Genomic DNA, 22,608 nt, shown 5'->3' with positions numbered 1-22,608 from the left:
TCAGAGATGTGTATAAGAGCCAGGACGACGGCACTGCTCGCCCGGACACCGATCGAGACGCTGGTGACGTTCGATCCCGACGGTGACCGTCGACGACACTCGAGCGCCTTCGGTGCGGATCGCACGCTCGATCCGACGGCGTGTGCGGTCGAGGAGGCGTTCGCGGGCGCCGCTGCCGGCGGCTTCGAGGCTGGGGATTCGCGGGCGGACCTCACCTACGAACTCTCGGGCAACCCCGACGCGCTCGACGACGCACTCGCCGTGACGGGGTTCGACGGCCGCCTCCTCGTCGGCTCCTGGTACGGGACCAAACCCGCCACGGCGAATCTCGGCGGCCGGTTTCACCGCGACCGGATCGACATTCGAAGCTCCCAGGTGAGTACTATCGACCCTCGCCTCTCTGGGCGCTGGTCGCGCGAGCGCCGTCACGACCTCACCTGGTCGTGGCTCCGCCGACTCGACCTCGAACGGCTGTTCACGCACGAGTTTCCACTCGAGGACGCGGCCGTGGCGTACGAGCTACTCGAGGAGCGTGCCGACGACGTCGTACAGGTGCTGTTTACCTACGAGTGATAGCTGGCACGCCCGTGCAATTATCTGGCTGAGTTCGGTGCCCTCTGTTACTAATCGAGCAGCCGCATACGACTCGGGCAAGGACATATATTACCGTTCGTGATAGGTCATGCTATGTACGCTGTCTCGGTCTCCCGATCGGTGATCGCCCAGCACTTCCTGACAGTACCGGACCCCGGTCCGGAGGGCCAGCTTCACTCGCACCACTTCACCGTCGAGGCAACGCTGCGGGGCTCCGAACTCGACACACACGAGTACCTCGTCGACATCGACGACCTCGTCGCCGCGATGGACCGCACCGCCGCGTTCTACAGCGACCGGACGCTCAACGACCTCCCCGCGTTCGAGGACGCAAACCCAAGCGCCGAGCGATTCGCCCGCGTCTTCGGCGACCGGCTACTCGAGTCGCTCTCGCTTCCAGAGACCGTTTCCGAACTCAGAATTGTGGTCCAGGAGGATGAAGTCGCGCGCGTCGCACACGAACGGACGGTTTGAGACGATCGACAATGCACGTTGGACTCGTCGTTCCCGGTGACCTCGACCAGCTCTCCGGTGGGTATCGGTACGATCGCAAACTCGTCTCCGCTCTCGACGCTCGCGGTGACGACGTTACCGTCTGCTCGCTCTCCGACGAGGATCCCACTCTGGATCGTCCGTTCGACGTACTCCTGCAGGACACACTCTGCTCCCCGACGCTGGTTGATCGCAACGCCACGCTTGAGGAGCCCGAGACCATCGTTGCGCTCGTCCACCTTCTCGAACATGTTGGTCCCATAGCGGGACGAGAAACTGCGGACGACTCGAGTACCACCGTGACTCACACCGGTCGCGAGCACGAGCGACGCTATCTCGAGTCGGTCGACGCAGCGGTCTGCACCAGCGAGTTCACACGCGAGCAGGTGTCCACACTCGTCACTGACGACCTCCCGACGCACGTCGCACCGCCGGCCGGCCGGCAACCGACACCGGCACTGACACCCGACGATATCGGCCAGCGAGCGGACACGGGGCCGCTCCGGCTCGTCTTCGTCGGGAACGTCATTCCGCGCAAAAACATCGAGACGCTGCTCGAGGCACTCACACGAGTCGACCGCGACGTCGACTGGACGCTGACCATCGTCGGCGACGACGCGGCCGAACCCGACTACACCCGGCAGATCCGCGAACAAAGCAGTACCTCGGGGATCGCCCACCGCGTCTCGTTCTACGGCCCTGTCACGGACGACGTACTCGAGTCCGTCCTCGCGCGCTCGCACGCGCTCGCTGTCCCATCTCACTACGAGAGCTTCGGGATGGTGTATCTGGAAGCAATGGAGTTTGGCGTCGTCCCGCTCGCGAGCGGTGTTGGTGGCGCGAGCGAGCTCGTCGCGGACGGCACTACCGGCTTCGTCGTCGATCCGGACGATCCCGAGCGGATCGCAACTATCGTCACCGATCTCGCACGGGATCGCGAGCGGCTGGCTTCGCTCGCGACGGCTGCACTCGAGACGGCCGAGGCGCATCCATCCTGGGAGACGACGTTCGAGGAGCTGCGAGCGTTTCTGGTCGAACTCTCCGACTCGGACGGCCACGAGTCGTGCTCGTCTGCGGGTGGTGAGCAGCCGTGACCGGTCCGTCGATGCAAACCTATCTGGACGCAAAGCGCACCGTCGACGACCGCGCGCTGAACCGTCGCGTGCTCGACCGGTTCGAGGCCGCGCTCACAGCCCGCGACGGCCCGGTCAGCATCGTCGAACTCGGTGCCGGCGTTGGAACGATGCTCGTTCGGCTCGCAGCGTGGGATCGCCTTCCCGAACGCGTCAGCTACCGGCTCGTCGACCGCGACGCGGCAAGCATCGCCCGCGCACGCGATCTGGTCCCCGAGGGACTCGAGGACGCGGGGTACACTGTCCGCTGGCGTGATGACCGAGACACCGAGTCCGCTACGCTCGTCGCAACACACGAACTCGCTGGAGACGATGGTCGTGAGCGAGATAAGCCATCGGGGCTACTCGAGGAGACCGGCTCCGTTCCCGCTTCTGCCACTGCTACTACTACCACCACTACCACCCTCACTATCACCTTCACCGTCGCCGACGCCTTCGAAATCGAGGCACAGGCTGATGCTCTCGTCGCAGCCGCCTTTCTAGATCTCGTCGACCTGTCGGCCGTACTCGAGTCCATCGAGACACTGCTCGAACCGGACGGCGTGCTCTACGCACCGATCACCTTCGACGGCGGGACCGGTTTCGTCCCGATAGACCCGCTCGACCGTGATATAGAGCGCTGGTATCACTACCACATGGACGAGGTTCGGGACGGCGGCAGCAGTCGCGCGGGTCGCGAGCTACTGACGGCACTGCGCCGGCGGGACTGGGAGACGCTCGCTGCCGGCGGGTCGAACTGGGTCGTCCGCCCAGCATGTGAGAATCACAGTGGGGTCGACGAGGCCGGCAGCCCCAACAGCCCCAACAGCCCCAACAGCCCCAACAGCCCCGACAGCCCCACTACCCACTACCCAGCATCCGAACAACTCGTCCTCGAACACGTTCTGCACACTATCGACGACGCTCTCGCAGAAATCCCCGCTACGAGGATGCCGTTTTCGTCCGCCGAACAGGAACAGTGGCTCGATCAGCGACGGACGGCACTCGAGTCCGGGGTACTCGAGTTCGTCGCGCATAATCTGGACGTGCTTGCCCGTCGTAAGGCGGTTGTGAGGAGGTTGTGAGTCCGTTGTGAGCCGGGCGTGAATCGGCCGTGAGCAGCCAGTCACAGTGAGTAGGTGCACAACCGCTGGCAGTGCTCAGTGAGGAGTGAAAGTGTGACGGATCGGCTGATCCGACAGAACTGGTGGACCGTTCGTGACGGTCAGTTGGTCGTACGTCGGCGTTTGTGGCTGCGGTCGCGGTTGCGATTGCAATCGTAATCGTACTCGTGAGCGCAGTCACAGAAAACGCCGATGAACGGAACGGACGCGAGTCGACGGCTTCGCGTACTTATGCGAGTGTGTCGTCGTACTCGCCGTCGTCGACCTTCTGCTTGAACTCGCGGGCATCGTCGCCTTCGATGGTGACGCCCATCGAGGCGCAGGTGCCGACGACTTCCTTTGCGGCGTTCTTCGTATCGTAGGCGAGCAGGTCGGGGTGTTTCTGCTCTGCGATCGTCTTGACCTGTTCGACGGAGAGGTCAGCGACGAAGTCCTCCTGGGGCTCGCCGCTGCCGGTCTCGAAGCCAGCCTCGTCCTTGACGAGCGCCGCCGTCGGTGGGACACCGACGTCGATTTCGAACGAGCCGTCGTCGTCGTAGTCGACGGTGACGGGCACTTCCGTGCCGTCGAAGGCTTCCGTCTGATCGTTGATCTGCTGTACGACCGCCTGCACGTCGACGGGGGTCGGTCCGAGCTCGGGACCGAGCGGTGGGCCAGGGTTGGCCTGGCCACCCGGAACGAGCACTTCGATGGTTCCAGCCATACCCGTCACAACCCGTGCGCGAGTTTTAAGGGTTGCTTTTTCGCGTAGTGGCGCCTGTGACGCACTGACGTACCGACCCACTGTGGCGGCAGGGGTCGGCTGTCGCCATCGTGACCCCGTGCTCGACCAGCCACTACTCGACGCTCTCCGCACGCCACGCCGCGAAGGACTCGAGTACGTCGGCTTCGTTGAACCGTTCGATGCAGGGGACATCGTAGGGGTGTTCCCGCCTGACGCAGTCGACGAGGTCGTCGTAGGCGTCGTCGGTCGTTTTCGCGAGCAGGACGGCCTCGTCGTCGTGGTGAATCTCGCCCTCCCAGCGGTACGTCGAGGTGGTCGAGAGCCGGTTGACGCAGGCGGCGACTCGCTCCTCGACGAGTGTTTCGGCGAGCGCGTCGGCTGTGTCTGGTGGGGCGGTGATGTAGACGGTTGGCATCGGTGTTGGATGGTAACCGATCGAGCTGCAAAGAGCGTCCGGTCCAGGGTGTGGGTGTGGGAAACGAGGTGCGAGGTGAGAGGTGAGTGGTGAGTGGTGAGTGGTGAGAGATGCGAGGTGCGAGATACGGAGCGGTTGGCCTGCCAGGCCGAAGAAAAACGCGCGGAGCGCCGACGTTAGTCGTCCGTCGCAACCGGGTTGAAGGTCCCGTTGATGTCCCACTCGTGGAGACAGTGGGGACTGCCGACCTGTTTTGTGCCGTCTGTGCGTGCAATCTGCCAGGCTTCGAGGTCGTCGTCCCAGTGCTCAGCACGCCCGCACGATTCGCATACTCGCGCGGTTGGTTTTCGCAACTGTGCGCTCATTGCTCACTGGTGAGAACTGGACGCATATAACAGTACTCGTGTCCGGCAAGCTCTGCCACTGGCGTTCGTCCGATAGTGGCCGGCTAATTCGTACATGTTTCATTTTTCGTGACGGTAGGGGGAGCGATCTCTGCGGTCTCGCGATAGTGACGAGCATCACCAGGTGAACGAGAAGGGTGTGAAGTATACGCGAGCAGAGTGCGGAAAGAGCACGAAAAAGCGAGAAAACAGCGACGAAACCGTGTGACAGCGTCGGTTATCGTTCGTACGGATCGTTGTAGCCTTTTGCCGGTGATTGCCCCGACGAGGCGGCGATCTCCGGTACCGACCGACAACGAACCGTCTCAGTAGACGGCGTCCACGATTTCCTCGCGGAGATCCTCGAACTGTTTCAGATACTCGCGGCGCTCTGCGCGAAGTTCTGCGACGGCCTCGTCGTAGTCCTCGACGTGGTCCGGGACGTAGTACTCCTTGATGTCGAGTTCCGGAATCGACTCGGGAATCGTCAGCCCGGTCTGCTCGTCGTCGGTCCACTCGATCGTCCCGCGGGCGGCCTCGGTGAGGATCGTCACGGATTCCGTGACGCCGATATCCTTGGATTTCTCGCCGAGGTAGCCGGTGTTGATGACGTAACAGTTGACATCGAGTGCACCCATCAGGTCGTAGAAGATGTTGCCTTCTTCGCCCTCGGAGCCGACGATGAACGGGTTCGTCCCAACGACGCGGATCGACTCGCCAGCACGCGAGGGGTCGCCCGCGCTGGTCTCGATCGACTCGCCGAGCATGAACGCGGCGGCGGCCTGCTCGTCGCGCAGTTTCGCGACCGGCGGCATCAGCGGGTTGCGCGTGATGAAGAACACCTGATCGATCTCGTCCAGATCGATCTCGTCGTCGGCGCTCTCGAGTTCGTCCCGGCGGATGATCGCGCGCGAGTTGGCGGTGTAATGGTCAGAGTCGAAGTCGACGGTACCGTCCTCGGCAACGTCGACGTTTTCGAGGATGGCCGTCTCGTCGGTCGCAGCGTGGTAGAGACCGGGCTGTTCCTCCTCGTCGAGACCGATGGTCTTGATGTACAGGCCCTTCCCCTCGCTGCCGGCGACGGAGCCGTCAGGCAGGAGCGCACAGACGTCGTCCTGGCGCATGGAGGCGTCTTCGGGACCCTCGAGCCAGCAGCCGTGGGAGGTCAGCGTGGACTTGCCGGTCGCGGAGAGGCCCATGAACACCTGTCCGACGGTGTTCAGGTCGCCGTCCTCGTCCTCGACGCGGACGCGCTTGCTGCCCGCGTGGAGGCCGAGACCGCCCTGCTGCTTGGTGCGGAACATGAACAGCCGGAGGAAGGATTTCTTGGCCTCACCGGTGTAGTCGCTGCCGAGAGCGGCGGTGAAGCCCTCCTCAGGCAGGATGCGGATCGCCGTCTCGTCGTAGTCGGGGAGCTGGACCGTGTAGAGGTCCGGCTCGCGGCCGTCGGACGGCTCGAACAGGTTCGCCCAGGCGAGTGCGATGCGGGCGTGTTCGACGGGGACGAACAGCCGGCAGCAGAACGTCGCTTCCGGGTGACGGCCCATCAGCCGGTCGACACAGAGCAGTTCGCGCTCGCCCGCGAGGTCGATTGCCTCGTCGACGAGCGCGTGGTCGTCCGCATCGAACTCGTCGTCGATGTTGTTCTTCGTCCGGTCCGAACTCCGCGAGCGGTACTCGCTGACGTAGGAAGGAGAGCCGAACTCGGTCGTGGTCTCCTCGTGGGCTGCGAGTTCGCGAAGTTCCTCGAGTGAGGGGTTGTGCCGGACGTTCGACGCTGTCACTGGGTCGGGAAGCTGTCGGACCAGCGGACGGGGCTCCGTCCCGGTTTCGGACATATACATAACCCACCATCATCCTGATGTATAAACGTGGAGGATTTTGCTCTGTGTGTGTCATGACTTCCCCAACCCGAATCTCATGTTTGGCAGCTCATACGTCTCTACTCCCAATTCGTAACGGTATCTTTCTCCGGAACGAACGTATCTGAAATCACATATGTAGTGATGAGTACTCACATCAGAAATAATTCTAACTCGTAGGGCAAGACTCGCCGTTGTTCGTACTCGTGTCATGTGTCGAATAAGCACACATAAGCACCAGCACCACGTCGGCAGCACCGATGGTCTCGCTGGATCGCATCCTCGTACACCCGATCAAATCTCTTGACGCGACAGCGGTACAGACGGCGACGATCGAACGGAACGGTGGTCTCGCCTGGGATCGTCGGTATGCGATCGTCGAACAGACGGCTACGTCGTCGAGTGAGAGCGGCGACGGGGCCGGCACAGCCACGACGAACGCGACCGGCCGGCCACAGGGTACGCCTGAAACGGTCGGCGACTACGTTAACGGCAAACGCGAACCCACGATTCACCAGTTACGTGCAACCTACGATCTCGAACGCGAAACGGTGACGCTCAGCGAGACCGACTCAGCCCAGCACGACCGGTCTGGATCACTCCAATCGAGCCGGTCTGGAACGGACTCGACCACCGGCGGACACACCTTCCACCTCGAACTCGACCGCGAGCACCTCTCCGAGTGGCTCTCCGACTACTTCGGCTATCCCGTCGCACTCGTGCGCAACGACGCCGGCGGCTTCCCGGACGACACCGACGCCTCCGGGCCGACCGTCATCTCACAGGCGACACTCGAGTCCGTCGCGTCCTGGTACCCCGAGATCGACGCGGCGGAGATGTGCCGGCGGCTTCGTCCGAATCTTGTGCTCAGCGACGCGCCCGCGTTCTGGGAGGACCGGCTCTACGAGCGGCCGGGCCACGCGGTCTCGTTCGATATTGGCGGCATAGCGCTGTCGGGGATCAACCCGTGTCAGCGCTGTGTCGTGCCGACGCGCGATCCGGATACGGGCGAGGAAACCGATGGCTTTCGGGAAACGTTCGTCGAGCAGCGCGAGCGGACGCTTCCGGAGTGGGCAGGCGAGGCGTGGTTCGACCACTACTTCCGCCTGATGGTGAATACGAAGGTCCCCGAGTCGTCGTGGGGCGAGACGCTCGAGGCGGGAGCGGCGGTTTCGATCGGCGAGCCGTACGAACTCGAACAGTAGGCAGGGAGCACGCCGACACAGCGTCCTCCCCGGTAATTTTCACATCTGGTACTCACGGGCGAAGTACCAAGGGGTGGCTCTCGGTTCTCCTCGGCATGGCATACGGTCTCGATATTGGGGCAGACGAAATTCGGCTCGCGAGCGACCGCTCGGGGGAAGTCGCGCTCCGTTCGACGCCGACGCGGGTTGTGTCGGTGTCGATAGCGGGGGAGACGGAGAGCGGGACAGAGTCAGAAACGAAGACGGCGACAGACACGGACACAGAAGCGAGTGCAGTCACTGCAACGAACGATGCACTCGAGGACGCAATTGCTGCAGCCGACGCTGATGCGGTCGCGCTCGTCGAAGCTGACGACGAGACACTGCTCGTTGGGCCGGAGGCAGCGGAAATCGCAGCGGAATTGGACGATGACGCGACTGTCGCCGAGCACGACATCCCGTTTCAGCAGGGCGTGTTCTCCGCCGCGGCGTACGACGAGGCGGTGCTTTCGGCACTCGTCGATCTCGTCCTCCCTGACGACGTCTCGCCGGCGGCACTCTCCTACACGACACCAGGAACGGTCGTCGACGCTGACGCGCCGACTGGCGCACACCGCGAGACGGTTGCCTCGGTACTCGACGAGCTGACGGCTACCGGGAAAACCGAAGATGACGACTCACAGTCCCCAACACCAGTCAGCCAGGGTTTCGCCGTCGTCTACGATCAGTTCACTGACGACAACTACACCGGCATCGGCATCTGTCTCGGCGCGCAGACGACGAGCGTCGCGCTCGCCTACTACGGCGTCCCGGTCCTCGCGTTCTCCATCGCCCGCGGCACCGACTGGATCGTCGCTCAGGCGGCCGGCGAGACCGGCCACGAGCGCGCACAGGTCCGCAGCGTTCTCACAGACTTCGAACTCGATCCCGATGCCGCAACGGGACCGATCGAACGCGCCCTCGCCGCAGCGTACGACGACCTCGTCGCCGACCTGGCCGACGCCCTCAGCGAGCAGGCTGCGGCCGCCGATCTCCAGCGCGGCGTCGCCGTCCCGATCGCTGTCGCCGGCCCGGGCGCGGCCGAGGGACTCGAGTACCTCCTCGGCGGACGATTCGATTCGGCGGGGCTCCCCATCTCGATTCGCGGCGTCCGACGCGCGGCAGAGCCCGAGGCGAGCGCCGTAAGAGGCGCACTGGCCGCTGCAAAAGACGATGTCGATGCCTACGAGGAGATTATCTGGGACGATACTGTGTCAGGAACGGGCAGCGAGGACACGGACACGCTCTCGTTTGACGGAGATCTCGACGACGGCGGGGAGCCGAAGTCGGAGTCGACGAGCGGCGATGCCAGTGGCTCCAGCAACGGTCGTGGAGCCGGTGCCACAGCCATCGCCGCCGACCTCGACGCACAGCCCCAGCCAGTCACGGACGACCGCGCGAACGACGCCATCGACCACCTGTTCGACCGTCTCGCCAATCGCGACGAGGAAATTCAGGCGCTCGCCGACGACCTCGACGCACTCGAGTCCACTCTCGATACAGTCCGCGAGGAAACAGCCCGGACGGATGACCTTGCGGGCGTAGCGGAGGAACTCGAGCAGGCCGAAGCCAGGCTTGCCGACCTCTCGGAGACCGTTTCGGACCGCGCGGACGCGATTACCACTGTTGCGGAGACCGACGCACGGCTCGACGAACTCGAACCCCGACTCGAGACGCAAGCCACTCGACTCGACGGACTCGCGGGTCGGCTCGAGGAGCACTCGACGCACACGACCGCCCGGTTCGACGAGGTAGACGCCGAGATATCGGATCTCCAGACGACGCTCGCGGACCTCGCATCCGATCTCGACGAGACGGTGGCCGAACTCGAGGCCGACCGCGAGACATTTACTGCTCTCGAGGACACCGTCGCCGACCTGACGGATCAGTCCGCGACCGCGGCGGAACTGGACGCACTCGAGTCCCGCGTCGATGCCGTCGACGAGACGATCGACGACGAACTCGAGTCGGTCAGAGAACGCGTCGGATCGACCGAGTCAGCCGTCGCGGACGTGGAAGCGGAGCTCGACTCACACGCTGTGGAGACTGCCGAGACGGTCGAGTCGATCGAGGACGCACTCAAGTCGGTCGAGGAGACGCTCGGGTCGCGACTCGACGAAACGGAGGCGGCCGTGTCGACGCAGGCCGACGAAGTCGATGCACTCGAGAGCCGACTCGATGAGACGGAGTCGGACCTCGAAACGCGAATCGGCTCTGTAGTGTCCGATTTCGAGACACAACTCGAGGAGGCGGAAACGGCACTCGAAGAACGGCTCGACGAGACGGAAACGTCATTTGAGGGCCGCCTCACTGAAGCGGAAACAACGTTCGAGGACCGACTCGACGAAACCGAGGCAACAGTCGCAACCGAAACCGACGACCTGCGTGCCAGCATCGACGCGCTCGACGACCAGGTCGGTGACGCTGGCGACCGGCTTGACGCCGTCGCTGCCGACGTTGGGGCCGTCGAGAGCCATGTTGCAGACGTCGAGGAAACCGCTGAGACGGCGCGTGCAAACGTGGACGAACTCGAGGACGCGCTTACGAGCGTCGAATCCGACGTCACCGCCGTCGACGAGACCACGGACGAACTCGAGAGGCGACTCTCTGCACAGGAGTCGACGATCGACGAGCAGGCGGTGACCGTCGACGAACAGGCGGCAACGATCGACGAACAGGCAGCAGAGATCGAGGCGCTCGCAGACGACACAGCGAGCGTCTCGGACGACGTGGACAGGCTCGACACCGAACTCGAGTCCCTTTCTGAGGCCCTCGAAGACGTGCCGAACTCCGAAGACGTGCCAGACGACGAAACCGTCTCGTCGCTGGCCGCAGAGGTCGACTCGCTTTCGGAGCGGATCGACGACCTTGCGGAGTCCGAAGCGGTCGCGAACCTCAACCAGCGCCTCGACGATATTGATGAGCGCGTGGCTTCTGTTGCGTCTGCGCAGACGGTACTCGAGTCCGACCACGAACAGTTGACGGGTCGGGTCGGGGAACTCGAGGACGAGCAGGCTGGGAGTGGAGTGACTCAGGAGGAGTTGGAACCACTGGTGACGGCGGACGAGGTGGAGTCGCTGCGGTCGGAACTGCAGCGAGAGGTAGACGAGGTGGCCGATGTGGCTGCAGAGCTGAAAACCGCTGACGAAACGACTGAGACTGGCGAGCAAGACGGAGAAACGGCCGGCTCTCCAGAAACTCTTCTTGGTCCGCTGCTCGCCGGCGGTGGCGGTGCCGGCATCGTCGCGGGTGCAACCGTCGCCCTCTCAGTAGCCGGCGCAGGAACGATCGGTGCGGTGATCGCGGTTCTTGGCCTCGTACTGGTCGGCGCGGCGGTGGCGCTCACACGCTGACGCACAGACGGATCGACGCAACACCGCAACAGCGCAACAGCGCCGCTCAACTCCGCGGCTCCGACGCATCCTTCAGCACGGCGTCGTCCGCGACGTTCGGCGCGCCAACGACGAGCATACGACTCTCCTCGACCGCCTCGATCTGTCGCCAGGATTCCGGCGGCACGACCATGCACTCGTGTTTCGTGAGCGTGACGACATCGCGTTCGCCGTCGCGCTCGACAGTCACGTCGACTGTCCCCTCAAGGACGAGGTAGAACTCCTCCTGTTGCTCCTGGCGGTGGTACGTGTTCTCCTCGCCGCGCTCGTAGTGCCAGACGTTCGGACGTAGCTGCTCGGACTCGAGTGCGGGTCCGATCGGAAGCAGCGTCGGCGCGATGCCCTCGATCTCCCGGGGGTCGATCGAGTCGAGGTCGGCCAGCGAGTACAGCGACATGCGCAGGTGTCCAACGATTGCGCGCAAAAAGCTGTGGCTGGCTAGTCCACGGCCACGTTCTCGACTCTGTTCGTGGACCTGTTTTCGACTGCATTCGTGACTACGTCCACAGTCATGGTCACAACACGCCGGACTGGACGACCACAACAGCAGACGCTCGCAGTCCGCAGACAACCCGACGAGTACCGCCGCCAGGCGGGATCAGTCAGTCACTAACTCGACGTTTCGCATCTCGCCCCCGCACTGCCGGCAGGTACTCACGAGCGCGTCGTCGACCGCCTCGTGGCGACGACACTGGACGCACACGTACTCGAGTGGCTCGGCGAGTACCATGGTCGGCCTACGAACTGGTGTGTGTTAACTCTTTCCACGGTGTGGTGACGGCCATCACGCTCCGTCTTCGTCGGTAACCCAGAGGAGGGAAGCGAGGAGCGTCGCACCGAACACGGCGGCGGTGAGTAGCCAGAACGCGGGACGGAAGCCAACGGTTTCGGACATCGCGCCGATGATCGCGGGTGCGATTGCCCCTGCGCCCATCAGGAGCGTGCGAACGACGCCGAGCCCGCCGGCGGCCAGATCGTCAGGAATCGCGGACATGAGGTACGCGCCCCTGACGGGACGAAAGCCGTGGGAGCCGATGCCTGCTGCGATGAGAGCGACGCCGAGCACGACCGGGCCGGCGATGTCGGTCAGCGAGACGAACACGACGAGCGAGATGGCTGCGAGCCCGAGCGTCGCGGTGATGATGGGGAGTCGACCGACTCGATCACTCAGGTCGCCGGTGACCAGCTGTACCAGACTCGCGAGGAAGAGTCCGCTGTAGAGCACGCTGGCGGTCGCCGCCGTGAGCCCGGCTTCGTCGGTGAGGTACAGCGGCGCGAACGCGACGAGCCCGTTGTAGGTGAACGCGAACAGGACGGTCAGAAGCGCGAACGCCGAAAACCGCCACTCCCGAAAGAGCGCGGCGTACCGGCGGAGTTCGTCGAGGTCGACGCCGCTGGTTCCATCGCCCTCCGTCTCGGTTGGGACCCGCTGTGGAACACGCACCCAGAACAGGACGGCGAGCGCGAGGCCGACGACGCCGGCGGTGAGGAAGATCACGCGCCAACTCGCGCCGAGCGCGAACGGAATCCCTGCCGCGAGCACGACGGCCCAGGGGGCGACGACGCCGCCGAAGGTTCCAAACGTGTCGAGGATGCCGAGTGCGCGTCCCGTCCGTGCAGGATAGGCGTGGGCGAGCAACCGGACTGCGACGGTTTTGTGTGCGCCGGTGCCCGCGCCCATGACGAGCATGGCGACCACGAGCACCGCGAACGACGAGTCGACGACGAGCGCGAACGCGGCGACGGCGGCGACGGTGACGCCAGCCGTGATGACGGTGACCGAGCCAAGGCGGTCGGCGAGCATACCGGAGGGAAACTGCATCGCGGCGTAGACCAGCATGAAGCCGGTGAACGCAGCACCGAGGGCGGCGTTCGAGACGGCGTAGGTCTCCTGAAACGAGCCGAAGAGGGGCGGAAAGACATAGCGCAGGAACTTCGCCAGAAACCAGATCCCAGCGGTCACCAGAAGCACGTCGAAGTGTGCGACCTGCTGGACCCGCTTCGTGACCGACATACAGTGTGTACTCGCTGTAGGTCGGGCCGGCGACGAGAATGCACCGGTCGCGGCAGCGAGCGGGACCGAGTTTGGCAAATCCGTATAAGGGACTAGTATTCTTGCGACCGGTTTGATGCCCTAGCAGGCAGGTTTTATATGAAAGTTCATTATATTTAGTGCCACACATGGCAGTGACCACGACCGATTGGACCGATCCCATCGCGTGTCCGTTCTGCGGCGACGAACTCGCCTCTCCCGGCGCTGGGTTCGTCGACCACATCCACGAGAGCGCGACCTGTGAGGCGGAGTTCGAGTTCTGGCGCGAGAATATCAGCGACGACGTGGTCGGTGAGTGGGCAGGCTAGGACGGGTTGTGCCGACTCCTCTCCTCTCAGTCGAAGTCCGGCAGATCCTCCGGCGGCTCGTACTCCGCTTCCCAGTCGATGTACTCCTCTTTTAGAATCACCGAGACGATCTGGCCGAACTCCGTCAGTTCGGCGTTGATCGCCGAGACCGTCCCCCACGTATCGAGTTTGGGATGGTACTCCCGCGCCTGCCAGTCTTCCGGGATTCCGGGGGCGTGATACCCCACACGGTCCGCAAAGTCGTCCCAGAAGAAATCAAAATCGGCGAAGAGATCGAGGTCGCGCGCGATACTGAACTCGCGCTCGTCGAGGTCGGTGTCGACCCGCCACTCCTCGAAGGCTTCCTCCCACGCACCGGTTTCGAGGAACTCCTGTAACTCCTCCCGGCGATAATCGATCTCTTCCGTACCGCTCGCACTGATCGTCGCATCCTCGTACTCGTTCGGATCGACGAAGTCGAGCGTCGGCGGTGCTGGCGTGTCGACCTCGAGTGTCATGGGAGATGCTCGGGTCGCTGACGGGTAAATACCATCGGTCGTACGGTGGGTGACGACGTTCGCGGTGGCTGTTCGGCGCGTCGCAGTCGGGTTCCGGCGCATCGCAGTGGGATTGTGGACCGGCGCGGTGGCGTTCCGGCTCAGCGCAGTCGTACCCGTACAGTTATTCCGGCCGACACGGACACACGAATATGGGCAGCGACGACGGGGGACGGGACTACAGCCTCACCGAAATCTTCGCGATCAAGTTCGTGCTGGCCGACATCATCATCATCGCCGCGCTGCTGTTCGCCGGGCCGCTGTACGCGCTCGCCATCACGGCGCTGCTCGTGCTCAGCGTCGTACTCGTCTGGTACCTCATGGAGCGCTCGAAAGAGAAAGAGCGCAAACGCGAGCAGGAAGCCGCCGAACGCGACACAGCAACAGCAACTGCAGCAGACGAGGCCGAGACGGATCCGGTAACGACACTCCAGCGACGCTACGCCGCCGGCGACCTCACCGAAGCCGAGTTCGAACGCCAACTCGACCAGCTGATCGACGCCAACGAACGCGCCGACGAAGCGGACGTCGACACCTCCGAACTCTCGCTCGAGCGCTCGTAGTCGGCTGACCCACTGCCAGCGGCTCCCGGTGTGTCCCCCATCTTCTCTCCCTGATCCAAACACTGAACCACGCTTCGCCCCTCTCTTCGCTAGATGACCGACTACGAGGCCGCGATTCTCGACGTCGACGGCACGATCGTTCGCGGTGGGACGCTCATCCCCGGCGCAGACCAGGGCATTCGCGCCCTCGAGTCCGCCGGCTGTGATCGACTCCTCGTCTCGAACAACCCCACGACCGGAACGGACCACTACGGCGACCGCCTCGAACCGCACGGCATCAGCGTCGATCCGACCAGAATCCTCACGTCCGCAACTCTCTCTGCCTCCTACCTCGCGAACACTCATCCCGACGAAGCGGTGTATCTCGTCGGCTCGGATGCACTCGAGTCCATTCTCACAACGGCAGGGATAACCGTCACCACGGACCCTGACGACGCCGACGTTGTACTCGGTTCGTTCGACAAGTCGTTCTCCTTCGGGACGTTGTGGGAGTCTTTGCAGGCACTCGAGAACGGGACGCCGTTCTACGGCACTGATCCTGACGTGACGATTCCCGTCGACGGCGGTTCGATGCCCGGTTCGGGCTCGATCCTGGCCGCGATGGAGGCCGTCGCCGGCCGCGAACCCGATGCGATCCTCGGCAAGCCCTCCGCGGTCGCCGCGGAGACTGCACTCGAGCGACTCGAGAGCGATCCCAGACGAACGCTCGTCGTCGGCGACAGACTCGATACGGACATCGTACTCGGGAACCGGGCTGGCATGACGACCGCTGCAGTGCTGACGGGGGTGACGGATCGGGCCGATATCGAGGAGGCAACGGGTGATCTCGCGCCGGACCACGTACTCGAGTCCCTCGGCGACGTCGAGTCCCTGCTCTGAGGCCGCTGTTTTGAGGGCGCTTCTCTGAGACCGCTGGCCTCGCTGTGTGGTGCGCACTGTGCGAGAACAGGAAACGGCGAGCACTGCATGAACCAGCGTGTCTCACACCTGGGAAAGAGTTTTGCGACCTGACAGTCAGGCAAGCGGTATGGACTCGGAAACGGAACAGAACGGACGGCCGGAGACGTTCGTCACGCCGCCACCACTCGAGTGCGGCGATCGAATCGCAGTTATCGCACCGGCGTCGAACCGGCGCACCGATTTCGGCGAAGTGTACGACCTTGGACTTGAGCGCCTGCGCGAGGTGTTCGAACTCGAACCCGTCGAGTATCCGACGGCGACACGCGACGCCGAGTATCTGCTCGAGAATCCCGAACAGCGGGCGCAGGACGTGATGGACGCGTTCGAAGATCCCGAAATAACGGGTGTTATCGCCGTCATCGGCGGCAACGATCAGATCCGGGTGCTGAAACACCTCGATCCGGACGTGCTCCGGGCGAATCCGACCCGCTTCTACGGCTACAGCGACAACACGAATCTCGCGCTCTACCTGTGGAATCTCGGCATCGTCACCTACTACGGTCCGTGCCTGATGACCGAACTCGCGATGGACGAGCGCATGTTCGAACACACGATCGAGTTCACCGAACGCGCGTTCTTTGCGGACTCGCTCGGCGCGCTCCGTCCTGCCACTGAATTCACGGACGAACCCGGTGACTGGGCGACGCCGGCCCAACTCGAGGACCCCCGCGGAACCGAACCCAATCCGGGCTGGCAGTGGGACGGTGGCGACGATCCCGTCTCGGGACGCCTCTGGGGTGGCTGTCTCGAAATCCTCGACCAGCAGTTCATCGTCGATCGGTACCTCCCAAACGAGTCTGCCCTCGATGGCACCGTGCTCGCACTCGAGACGTCCGAGGAACTGCCGGACGCCGAGTGGGTCGCGGGCGTCCTTCGGGCGCTTGGCGAGCGCGGGGTACTCGAGCGCTTTGCTGGCGTGCTCGTCGGACGGCCGCCGGCACGGACGCATCTCGAGGACCGGCCGGCCGACGAACGCGAGGCCTATCGCCACCAGCAGCGGCAGGTGATCGAGGACGTGTTCGCGCGGTACAATCCGGATGCACCGGTCGTCACCAACGTCGACTTCGGACATACGTGGCCGACGACGCCAATTCCGATCGGTGGCTGGGTCGAGATTGATCCGCAGGAAGAGACAGTTCGGTTCGAAGAGGGTTGAGAGCCTCTCAGTCGCGCTCGCCGTCGAGTGCCTTTTTCCGGAGTCGTTCGCCCTCGTCGGTGCTGACGGTGAGTTCGGGAACGCTCGTCGGTTTGTTGTTCTCGTCGATTGCGACGTAGACGAAGTAGGATTCGGTCGTCTTCTCACGTTCGCGCGTTCGGAGGTCCTCTCGCTCGGTGACGAGTCGAACGCGGACGCTGGATTCGCCGGAATCGTAGACGTAGGCCGTAATATAGGCCGTATCGCCGACGGAGATCGGGCGCTCGAAGTTCATCTGGTTGACGCGAGCCGTCACACAGGTTTCCCCAGAGAAGCGCATTGCCGACATTGCGCCGACTTCGTCCATCCACTTCATCACGTTGCCACCGTGGGCCGAGTCGAGCATGTTGGCGTGATTCGGCTGGACCATCTCCCGATTCTCGACGAGGGTTTCCATGAGGTCAGTCATTGCCCGTTCTTTCCGTACGAGCGCAATCAGTCTTGCCGTCGTCGGGGCCTGTGTGTGGTGGTTTCAGCCATGCTGTTAGCTGGCGTACCGATCCTGCGAGCCCGATGCTCTGGACGGGGGCTCGCTGTGACTCGCTACCACCACGCAGTTCGATACTGGTAAAAGTCGCGGCCGAGTTACACCCGGTAATGAGTGATGCAGGCGACGCCGACGTGCCGGAACCCCCCGATCCCGTCACGGAGACGGCTGCAGACCCGGATCCCGAGGGGGACGAAGACGGCTCCGTTCACGTCCTCGGGACGGCTCACGTCTCCCAGGCGAGCGTCGACGACGTTCACGAAACCGTTGATCGGGAACAGCCCGACGTGGTTGCCGTCGAACTCGACGAAGGCCGATACCGCCAGATGCAGGGCGGGACGCCCGACGACATCGAAGCGAAGGATCTCCTCTCCGGTAACACCGTCTTTCAGTTTCTGGCCTACTGGATGCTCTCGTACGTCCAGTCGCGACTCGGCGATCAGTTCGATATCGAACCCGGTGCCGACATGCGCGCCGCAATCGAGGCCGCCGAACGAAACGGCAGCGGCGTCTCGCTGGTCGACCGTGACATTCAGATAACGATTCAGCGCTTCTGGAGTCGCCTCTCGTTCTCAGAGAAGCTCAAGATGGTCGGCGGGCTCGCCCTCGGAATCACTGACCCCCGAACGATCGGCCTCACCTTCGGTGCCGTCGCCGGGCTCGTCCTCGGATTCGTCTTCGCTGCATTTCTTGCCCCCTTCCTCGGATACGGCGACCTCTTCTTGCTCGGCGTCAGCCAGACCGCGACGCTCCAGTATGTCGGCGCGGTCGGACTCGGAGCCGCCGCCGGAGCGTTCATCGGACTGCTGTTCATCCCGTCTATTCAGGCCGCAGACCGCTACGGTGGCGACCTGCTAAACGGCTTTTCGGCCAGCGTCCTCGCCGGAATCGGCGTCGGAATCGTCGGAGCGCTCGCGCTCGTCGCAACCGAGACGTTCGTCGGACCCGCCTCCGCCGCGACGTTCGAAAACGCCGGCATCTACTCGATCCGCGGCGGTGTTGGCATGCTCGCCGGACTCGGTGTCGGCGTCGCCATCGGCGCAATTCTCGGCGTCGTCCTCGACTCGCTCGGCGGCGACGTCGAGGATATCGAGGAGGTCGACATCGAGGAGATGACCGACGGTGACGTCGTCGCCGCGATGATGGAGGAGTTCCGTCGCTTCAGTCCGCGCGGTGCGAACGCACTGATCGACGAACGCGACGCCTACATCGCACACAACCTCCACGAACTGCGCAAACACGGCTACGACGTCGTGGCTGTCGTCGGTGCCGGCCACAAAGCCGGCATCGAACGGTATCTCGAGAACCCCTCGGAACTCCCCCAGATGGAGTCGCTGACGGGCACCGCCTCGAGTCGGCGCTTCTCGCCGCTGAAGGTGTTCGGCTATCTTATCATGATCGGCTTTTTCGGTTTCTTCTTCCTGCTGATCATGGCCGGCGTCCAGAACACCTTCCTGTTACAGCTGTTTGCCGCCTGGTTCCTCTTTAACGGCATCTTCGCGTTTACGCTGGCGCGACTCGCCGGCGCACGCTGGACCAGCGCTGGCGTCGGCGGTGCGGTCGCCTGGCTGACGAGCATCAATCCGCTGCTCGCACCCGGCTGGTTCGCCGGCTACGTCGAGCTCAGACACCGCCCGGTCAACGTCCGTGACATCCAGACGCTGAACGAGATCGCCGGCGACACCGAGCGCCCGATCAGCGACGCACTCGAGGACATGTTCAACGTGCCGCTGTTCCGACTCATCATGATCGTCGCGTTGACGAACATCGGGAGCCTGATCGCGACCGTGTTGTTCCCGCTGATCGTCCTGCCGTGGCTTGCGGGCCCCGAGTTCGGTGGCGTCGATGCGTTGATGGGTGAGCTGTTCCAGGGTGCCGAAAACAGTCTCGAGCTGATCCTGGAGGCCCTTTCGTGAGCGTCCGAACCCACCATCCCGAGCCCTCCCTGTCCTTTAGCGACAAGGAACTGTTCGATCTCGCGATCGCCTGGCTGACGCTGAGCGTCGCCTTCGCACTGTTGTTCGCGCCGATTCACCGGTTCGAGCTCTCTGTGAGCTACTTCGCGCTGATGGTCGGGCTGTGTTTCGTCACCGTCGGCGTTGCCTTCCTCCTGCACGAACTGGCGCACAAGGTGGTCGCGATCGAGTACGGACAGCTCGCCGAGTTCCGTGCAGACTACCAGATGCTCTTCCTGGCGATTATGAGCGCCCTGATTGGCTTCATCTTCGCCGCGCCGGGAGCCGTCTACCACCGCGGGCGCATCACCAAACGGGAGAACGCGATGATCGCGCTGGCCGGCCCGATCACCAACCACCTGCTCGCGCTCATGTTCCTCCCGCTCATGCTGTTCCCCGGGATTCTCGGCGTGATCGGCCAGATGGGCGTCTGGATCAACCTCTTCCTGGCCGCGTTCAACATGATCCCGTTCGGGCCGCTCGACGGCAAGTCGGTCTACGACTGGCACAAGGGCGTCTTCGCGCTCGTCTTTGTGCCGAGTGTTCTGCTCGCAGGCTACGTCGTGTTGTTCGTCGGGTTGTTCTGACCGACGAGCAGCGTCGACTCTCGTCCCCGCTCTCGACGGACCGGTGACCTTTTGCTCACCCCGCGCGGTCGTTCCCACATGACAGCGCCTGCGGACGACGGGAGCAGCGACGACGCGGAACAACTCACCTACGCCGAGACCGGCGTCGACATCGAGGCCAGCGAGGACGCGACCGCCGCCCTGCTGGAAGCGTTTGGCAGCGACCTCACGACCGAGTACGCCGGCCTCCTCGACATCGGCGACCGCTATCTCGCACTCGCTACCGACGGCGTCGGCACGAAGCTCCTCGTCGCCGAAGCCGTCGACGACGCCTCCTCGATCGGCATCGACTGCATCGCGATGAACGTCAACGACCTCGTCGCCGCCGGCGTCACCCCCGTCGGCTTCGTCGACTACCTCGCGATCGACGACCCCGACGAGACGCTCACCAACGAGATCGGCGAGGGACTCGCCGTCGGCCTCGAACAGGCCGACCTCACCATGCTCGGCGGCGAAACCGCCGTCATGCCCGACGTGGTCGAGGGATTCGACCTCGCGGGAACCTGTGTCGGCCTCGCCGACAAGGACGACGTGTTCGACGGCGACGCACAGGTCGGGGACGCACTCGTCGGCTTCGCCTCGAACGGCATCCACTCGAACGGACTCACGCTCGCCCGCGAAGCCGTCACCCGGAACCACAACTACGACGACCCGTTCCCCCACGACACTGACCGAACCATCGGCGAGGAACTCCTTCGCCCGACCCGCATCTACACCGACCTACTCGAGTCCATGCACGAACACGGCGTCCACGCCGCGGCCCACGTGACCGGCGGGGGCTGGACGAACCTGCTGCGGATGGGTGATCGGAAGTACGTCGTCGACGATCCGCTTCCGGCACAGCCGATTTTCGAGTTCGTCCAGCAGGAGGGCAACGTAACCGACGAGGAGATGCACCGGACGTTCAACATGGGCACTGGCTTCGTCGTTGCGCTCTCTGAGGAACGGGCTGAGGCGCTCGTCGCCGAGACGGACGGCCACCTCATCGGTCGTGTCGAGGAAGGTGAGTCGGTCGAGATTCGCGGGTTGTCGCTGGCCTGATTCTGTTGAGCTGTCGATTCGGCTCTTTTACCGGTCTGCCTCACCCTCTTCGATCATCTCCGACTGCTCCGCCTTCCCTGCCGCTGCCCGAATCGCATCGTATTCCTCGTCGCTGTACGCGATGAACCGAACGTCGTCGAGCGTCTCCGGCTCGTACGCCTCCAGTTCCTCGCCGATAATCGACGCTCCCGTCTCCAGTTCGAACCCCGCCACACCACAGCCAAGCGCCGGCAGGACGAGCGACTCGCACTCGAGTTCGTCCGCGCGCTGGAGCGCGTTCTGTGTCGCGTCGCGGATGCTTTCCTCGGTCGCCTCGCCGTCTCCGTAGTGGGGCATCGCGGCGGCGTGGATGACGTACTCAGCGTCCAGGTCGTAGGCGTCCGTCACTGCCACCTCGCCGAGGTCGATGGGTCCCTTCTCCACTGCCTCGTGGTTGAGTTCGTCACCGGCGCGTCGGCGGAGCGCGCCAGCGACGCCGGAGCCCATCTCGAGGCTGGTTCCAGCGGCGTTGACGAGTGCATCTGCGGACTGTGCGGCGATGTCGCCCTGTATAACATCGAACTCCATGTGTCGTCGTTCGATAGCCGGCCGTTTGGTGCTGTCCTTGCAGTGTGTTGCTATGTCCTCGACGCGTTAGCTCGAGTGAGTGTCCAGTCCGCTACCGTTTAGGCCGACCAAAACCTTTTTAGAATTAGGCTCGCCTAACTTCTCGTGATGGACGTGCCCGCCCGTAACGCGGATACTGATGCCGATGCGGAATCCGAACCCGAACCCGAGCAGCCAACTGCAATCGTCTCCTGTCACGAAACGCGGCCCGGAAAGGCCGTGTTTACCGAGCACGACAACAGTGACGGCTGGATCGCAACCGATCTGACCGTCGATCTCGACCCCTGATTCTGGGCCGACTCGAGTTCGGTGAGCGACTCCAGCCAGAGTCGCCACTGTAGACTCTCCGTTTTCAGCGCTGGTCTATCCCATTCAGTGTCGACTGCGCCGACCGTTACTCGAGTGCGACGACAGCGTCGAGCGTCACCGCGGCGCCGCCGAGGAGGTCACAGACGCCGACAGTCGTCCGCGACGGGTAGGGCTCCTGAAAGTGTCGCTCATAGACCGCGTTGATCTCGTCGTACGAATCCATGTCGGTGACGTAGATCGTGACCTGGAGAATGCCCTCGAGTTCACTGCCGTGAGCGGCGAGTTTCGATTCGAGCGTGGCGAGGCAGCGTTCCAGCTGTTCTGGGGCAGTGAGGTGGTGTTGTACCGTGCCGTCTCGCTCCGGCAGTTGGCCTTCGACAAAGAGGAGATCTGAGTCGCCGGTCGTCTTGCCGAAGCCGCCGACGAACGCCGTTCCGTCGCGCTGCCGTCGCGTCGGGTTACTCGCACGGGAGACTGTCATGGGATCGCTCGACGTCGATTGACTGGTGGACTTATCGGGCATTATAGTTGAATGAGTACTCAATCTATTTAGATGCAATGACACAGACTTAGTCGGTCTGTGGGCTCCTACATCCATATTGGTCCTCTACTATCGCAACCTATAATTGAAGAGGTACTCAAGTGAAT

Annotated in this window: 25 protein-coding genes; 14 read left to right on the top strand and 11 right to left on the bottom strand. The window is 63.7% G+C overall.

Annotated features, from left to right (window positions below; translation table 11 throughout):
• The 4 genes from C483_RS18525 to C483_RS18510 form a co-directional block, all read left to right on the top strand.
• A partial coding sequence (locus tag C483_RS18525; RefSeq protein ID WP_006654896.1) for a zinc-dependent alcohol dehydrogenase occupies positions 1–573 on the top strand: 573 nt, incomplete at its 5' end.
• Positions 574–687: 114 nt separating this feature from the next.
• A complete protein-coding gene (locus C483_RS18520; RefSeq protein WP_006654895.1) occupies positions 688–1,068 on the top strand; it encodes a 6-pyruvoyl trahydropterin synthase family protein in 381 nt (126 codons plus the stop codon).
• An 11-nt stretch (positions 1,069–1,079) separates the two neighbouring features.
• Positions 1,080–2,180, top strand: a complete 1,101-nt coding sequence (locus tag C483_RS18515) for a glycosyltransferase family 4 protein (RefSeq protein WP_006654894.1) — start codon at positions 1,080–1,082, stop codon at positions 2,178–2,180.
• Positions 2,177–3,283, top strand: coding sequence for a hypothetical protein (locus C483_RS18510; RefSeq protein WP_193787523.1), 1,107 nt, complete (start codon positions 2,177–2,179; stop codon positions 3,281–3,283). The genes C483_RS18515 and C483_RS18510 overlap by 4 nt, the downstream gene beginning before the upstream one ends.
• Positions 3,284–3,551: 268 nt before the next feature.
• Here C483_RS18510 and C483_RS18505 read toward each other — a convergent pair whose 3' ends face one another.
• The 4 genes from C483_RS18505 to C483_RS18490 all read right to left on the bottom strand — a co-directional run bounded on the left by C483_RS18505 (position 3,552) and on the right by C483_RS18490 (position 6,682).
• On the bottom strand, positions 3,552–4,025 hold the full coding sequence (locus C483_RS18505; RefSeq protein WP_006167570.1) for a 50S ribosomal protein L11: 474 nt from the start codon (positions 4,023–4,025) through the stop codon (positions 3,552–3,554).
• 133 nt (positions 4,026–4,158) lie between these two features.
• Positions 4,159–4,461, bottom strand: coding sequence for a divalent-cation tolerance protein CutA (cutA, locus tag C483_RS18500; RefSeq protein ID WP_006654892.1), 303 nt, complete (start codon positions 4,459–4,461; stop codon positions 4,159–4,161).
• A gap of 176 nt (positions 4,462–4,637) precedes the next feature.
• The gene (locus C483_RS18495; protein ID WP_006654891.1) at positions 4,638–4,826 is read right to left on the bottom strand and encodes an HEWD family protein; all 189 of its coding nucleotides are present in this window, start codon (positions 4,824–4,826) and stop codon (positions 4,638–4,640) included.
• Positions 4,827–5,170: 344 nt separating this feature from the next.
• Entirely contained in the window at positions 5,171–6,682 is a 1,512-nt protein-coding gene (locus tag C483_RS18490; protein WP_049912923.1) for a phosphoenolpyruvate carboxykinase (ATP), read from the bottom strand.
• A 284-nt stretch (positions 6,683–6,966) separates the two neighbouring features.
• Between C483_RS18490 and C483_RS18485 the strand changes: the two genes are divergently transcribed.
• Complete coding sequence (locus C483_RS18485) at positions 6,967–7,911, top strand: MOSC domain-containing protein (protein WP_006654889.1); 945 nt, start codon at positions 6,967–6,969, stop codon at positions 7,909–7,911.
• A 95-nt stretch (positions 7,912–8,006) separates the two neighbouring features.
• Positions 8,007–11,282 (top strand): hypothetical protein, encoded by a 3,276-nt coding sequence (locus C483_RS18480; RefSeq protein ID WP_006654888.1) that lies wholly within the window; start codon positions 8,007–8,009, stop codon positions 11,280–11,282.
• 46 nt (positions 11,283–11,328) lie between these two features.
• Here the strand turns inward: C483_RS18480 and C483_RS18475 are convergent, their stop codons facing one another.
• The 3 genes from C483_RS18475 to C483_RS18470 form a co-directional block, all read right to left on the bottom strand.
• Positions 11,329–11,718, bottom strand: a complete 390-nt coding sequence (locus C483_RS18475; protein ID WP_006654887.1) for a cupin domain-containing protein — start codon at positions 11,716–11,718, stop codon at positions 11,329–11,331.
• A gap of 201 nt (positions 11,719–11,919) precedes the next feature.
• Positions 11,920–12,051, bottom strand: a complete 132-nt coding sequence (locus tag C483_RS20145) for a rubrerythrin-like domain-containing protein (protein WP_006167564.1) — start codon at positions 12,049–12,051, stop codon at positions 11,920–11,922.
• Positions 12,052–12,105: 54 nt separating this feature from the next.
• Positions 12,106–13,335: an MFS transporter gene (locus tag C483_RS18470; RefSeq protein WP_006654886.1), complete on the bottom strand. Its 1,230-nt coding sequence runs from the start codon at positions 13,333–13,335 to the stop codon at positions 12,106–12,108.
• Between the two features lie 167 nt (positions 13,336–13,502).
• Between C483_RS18470 and C483_RS18465 the strand changes: the two genes are divergently transcribed.
• The gene (locus C483_RS18465) at positions 13,503–13,682 is read left to right on the top strand and encodes a DUF7501 family protein (protein WP_006654885.1); all 180 of its coding nucleotides are present in this window, start codon (positions 13,503–13,505) and stop codon (positions 13,680–13,682) included.
• Positions 13,683–13,708: 26 nt separating this feature from the next.
• On the opposite strand, the gene C483_RS18460 is transcribed toward C483_RS18465, so the two are convergent.
• On the bottom strand, positions 13,709–14,179 hold the full coding sequence (locus C483_RS18460) for a hypothetical protein (RefSeq protein WP_049912921.1): 471 nt from the start codon (positions 14,177–14,179) through the stop codon (positions 13,709–13,711).
• A 191-nt stretch (positions 14,180–14,370) separates the two neighbouring features.
• Between C483_RS18460 and C483_RS18455 the strand changes: the two genes are divergently transcribed.
• The 3 genes from C483_RS18455 (at position 14,371) to C483_RS18445 (ending at position 16,897) form a co-directional block, all read left to right on the top strand.
• On the top strand, positions 14,371–14,781 hold the full coding sequence (locus tag C483_RS18455; protein ID WP_006654883.1) for an SHOCT domain-containing protein: 411 nt from the start codon (positions 14,371–14,373) through the stop codon (positions 14,779–14,781).
• Positions 14,782–14,874: 93 nt separating this feature from the next.
• Entirely contained in the window at positions 14,875–15,660 is a 786-nt protein-coding gene (locus C483_RS18450; RefSeq protein WP_006654882.1) for an HAD-IIA family hydrolase, read from the top strand.
• 148 nt (positions 15,661–15,808) lie between these two features.
• On the top strand, positions 15,809–16,897 hold the full coding sequence (locus tag C483_RS18445; RefSeq protein ID WP_006654881.1) for a S66 family peptidase: 1,089 nt from the start codon (positions 15,809–15,811) through the stop codon (positions 16,895–16,897).
• Positions 16,898–16,904: 7 nt separating this feature from the next.
• Here C483_RS18445 and C483_RS18440 read toward each other — a convergent pair whose 3' ends face one another.
• Positions 16,905–17,345, bottom strand: a complete 441-nt coding sequence (locus C483_RS18440) for an acyl-CoA thioesterase (protein WP_006654880.1) — start codon at positions 17,343–17,345, stop codon at positions 16,905–16,907.
• 188 nt (positions 17,346–17,533) lie between these two features.
• Here C483_RS18440 and C483_RS18435 point away from each other — a divergent pair, with 188 nt between their 5' ends.
• The 3 genes from C483_RS18435 (at position 17,534) to purM (ending at position 21,045) form a co-directional block, all read left to right on the top strand.
• The gene (locus tag C483_RS18435; RefSeq protein ID WP_006654879.1) at positions 17,534–19,339 is read left to right on the top strand and encodes a TraB/GumN family protein; all 1,806 of its coding nucleotides are present in this window, start codon (positions 17,534–17,536) and stop codon (positions 19,337–19,339) included.
• Positions 19,336–19,965 carry a hypothetical protein gene (locus tag C483_RS18430; RefSeq protein WP_006654878.1) on the top strand — a complete coding sequence of 210 codons (630 nt, stop codon included), beginning with the start codon at positions 19,336–19,338 and terminating at the stop codon, positions 19,963–19,965. The genes C483_RS18435 and C483_RS18430 overlap by 4 nt, the downstream gene beginning before the upstream one ends.
• A gap of 78 nt (positions 19,966–20,043) precedes the next feature.
• Complete coding sequence (gene purM / locus C483_RS18425; protein ID WP_006654877.1) at positions 20,044–21,045, top strand: phosphoribosylformylglycinamidine cyclo-ligase; 1,002 nt, start codon at positions 20,044–20,046, stop codon at positions 21,043–21,045.
• 27 nt (positions 21,046–21,072) lie between these two features.
• Here the strand turns inward: purM and C483_RS18420 are convergent, their stop codons facing one another.
• Positions 21,073–21,612: a macro domain-containing protein gene (locus C483_RS18420; RefSeq protein WP_006654876.1), complete on the bottom strand. Its 540-nt coding sequence runs from the start codon at positions 21,610–21,612 to the stop codon at positions 21,073–21,075.
• A gap of 147 nt (positions 21,613–21,759) precedes the next feature.
• On the opposite strand from C483_RS18420, the gene C483_RS18415 reads away from it, so the two are divergent.
• Positions 21,760–21,939: a DUF7331 family protein gene (locus C483_RS18415; protein ID WP_006654875.1), complete on the top strand. Its 180-nt coding sequence runs from the start codon at positions 21,760–21,762 to the stop codon at positions 21,937–21,939.
• Between the two features lie 106 nt (positions 21,940–22,045).
• On the opposite strand, the gene C483_RS18410 is transcribed toward C483_RS18415, so the two are convergent.
• Positions 22,046–22,441 carry a RidA family protein gene (locus C483_RS18410; protein WP_006654874.1) on the bottom strand — a complete coding sequence of 132 codons (396 nt, stop codon included), beginning with the start codon at positions 22,439–22,441 and terminating at the stop codon, positions 22,046–22,048.
• Positions 22,442–22,608 lie beyond the last annotated feature (167 nt).

Source organism: Natrialba hulunbeirensis JCM 10989, from assembly GCF_000337575.1.
GTDB lineage: Archaea > Halobacteriota > Halobacteria > Halobacteriales > Natrialbaceae > Natrialba > Natrialba hulunbeirensis.
Note: the sequence above shows the minus strand (reverse complement) of the source record. Positions and strands in the feature narration are given on the sequence as shown.

Bases quoted from the DNA above. Each gene is read 5' to 3' on its own strand.
- C483_RS18520 (WP_006654895.1), top strand. From the start codon at position 688: ATGTACGCTGTCTCGGTCTCCCGATCGGTGATCGCCCAGCACTTCCTG.
- C483_RS18515 (WP_006654894.1), top strand. From the start codon at position 1,080: ATGCACGTTGGACTCGTCGTTCCCGGTGACCTCGACCAGCTCTCCGGT.
- C483_RS18505 (WP_006167570.1), bottom strand. From the start codon at position 4,025: ATGGCTGGAACCATCGAAGTGCTCGTTCCGGGTGGCCAGGCCAACCCT.
- cutA (WP_006654892.1), bottom strand. From the start codon at position 4,461: ATGCCAACCGTCTACATCACCGCCCCACCAGACACAGCCGACGCGCTC.
- C483_RS18495 (WP_006654891.1), bottom strand. From the start codon at position 4,826: ATGAGCGCACAGTTGCGAAAACCAACCGCGCGAGTATGCGAATCGTGC.
- C483_RS18490 (WP_049912923.1), bottom strand. From the start codon at position 6,682: ATGTCCGAAACCGGGACGGAGCCCCGTCCGCTGGTCCGACAGCTTCCC.
- C483_RS18485 (WP_006654889.1), top strand. From the start codon at position 6,967: ATGGTCTCGCTGGATCGCATCCTCGTACACCCGATCAAATCTCTTGAC.
- C483_RS18480 (WP_006654888.1), top strand. From the start codon at position 8,007: ATGGCATACGGTCTCGATATTGGGGCAGACGAAATTCGGCTCGCGAGC.
- C483_RS18475 (WP_006654887.1), bottom strand. From the start codon at position 11,718: ATGTCGCTGTACTCGCTGGCCGACCTCGACTCGATCGACCCCCGGGAG.
- C483_RS20145 (WP_006167564.1), bottom strand. From the start codon at position 12,051: ATGGTACTCGCCGAGCCACTCGAGTACGTGTGCGTCCAGTGTCGTCGC.
- C483_RS18470 (WP_006654886.1), bottom strand. From the start codon at position 13,335: ATGTCGGTCACGAAGCGGGTCCAGCAGGTCGCACACTTCGACGTGCTT.
- C483_RS18465 (WP_006654885.1), top strand. From the start codon at position 13,503: ATGGCAGTGACCACGACCGATTGGACCGATCCCATCGCGTGTCCGTTC.
- C483_RS18460 (WP_049912921.1), bottom strand. From the start codon at position 14,179: ATGACACTCGAGGTCGACACGCCAGCACCGCCGACGCTCGACTTCGTC.
- C483_RS18455 (WP_006654883.1), top strand. From the start codon at position 14,371: ATGGGCAGCGACGACGGGGGACGGGACTACAGCCTCACCGAAATCTTC.
- C483_RS18450 (WP_006654882.1), top strand. From the start codon at position 14,875: ATGACCGACTACGAGGCCGCGATTCTCGACGTCGACGGCACGATCGTT.
- C483_RS18445 (WP_006654881.1), top strand. From the start codon at position 15,809: ATGGACTCGGAAACGGAACAGAACGGACGGCCGGAGACGTTCGTCACG.
- C483_RS18440 (WP_006654880.1), bottom strand. From the start codon at position 17,345: ATGACTGACCTCATGGAAACCCTCGTCGAGAATCGGGAGATGGTCCAG.
- C483_RS18435 (WP_006654879.1), top strand. From the start codon at position 17,534: ATGAGTGATGCAGGCGACGCCGACGTGCCGGAACCCCCCGATCCCGTC.
- purM (WP_006654877.1), top strand. From the start codon at position 20,044: ATGACAGCGCCTGCGGACGACGGGAGCAGCGACGACGCGGAACAACTC.
- C483_RS18420 (WP_006654876.1), bottom strand. From the start codon at position 21,612: ATGGAGTTCGATGTTATACAGGGCGACATCGCCGCACAGTCCGCAGAT.
- C483_RS18415 (WP_006654875.1), top strand. From the start codon at position 21,760: ATGGACGTGCCCGCCCGTAACGCGGATACTGATGCCGATGCGGAATCC.
- C483_RS18410 (WP_006654874.1), bottom strand. From the start codon at position 22,441: ATGACAGTCTCCCGTGCGAGTAACCCGACGCGACGGCAGCGCGACGGA.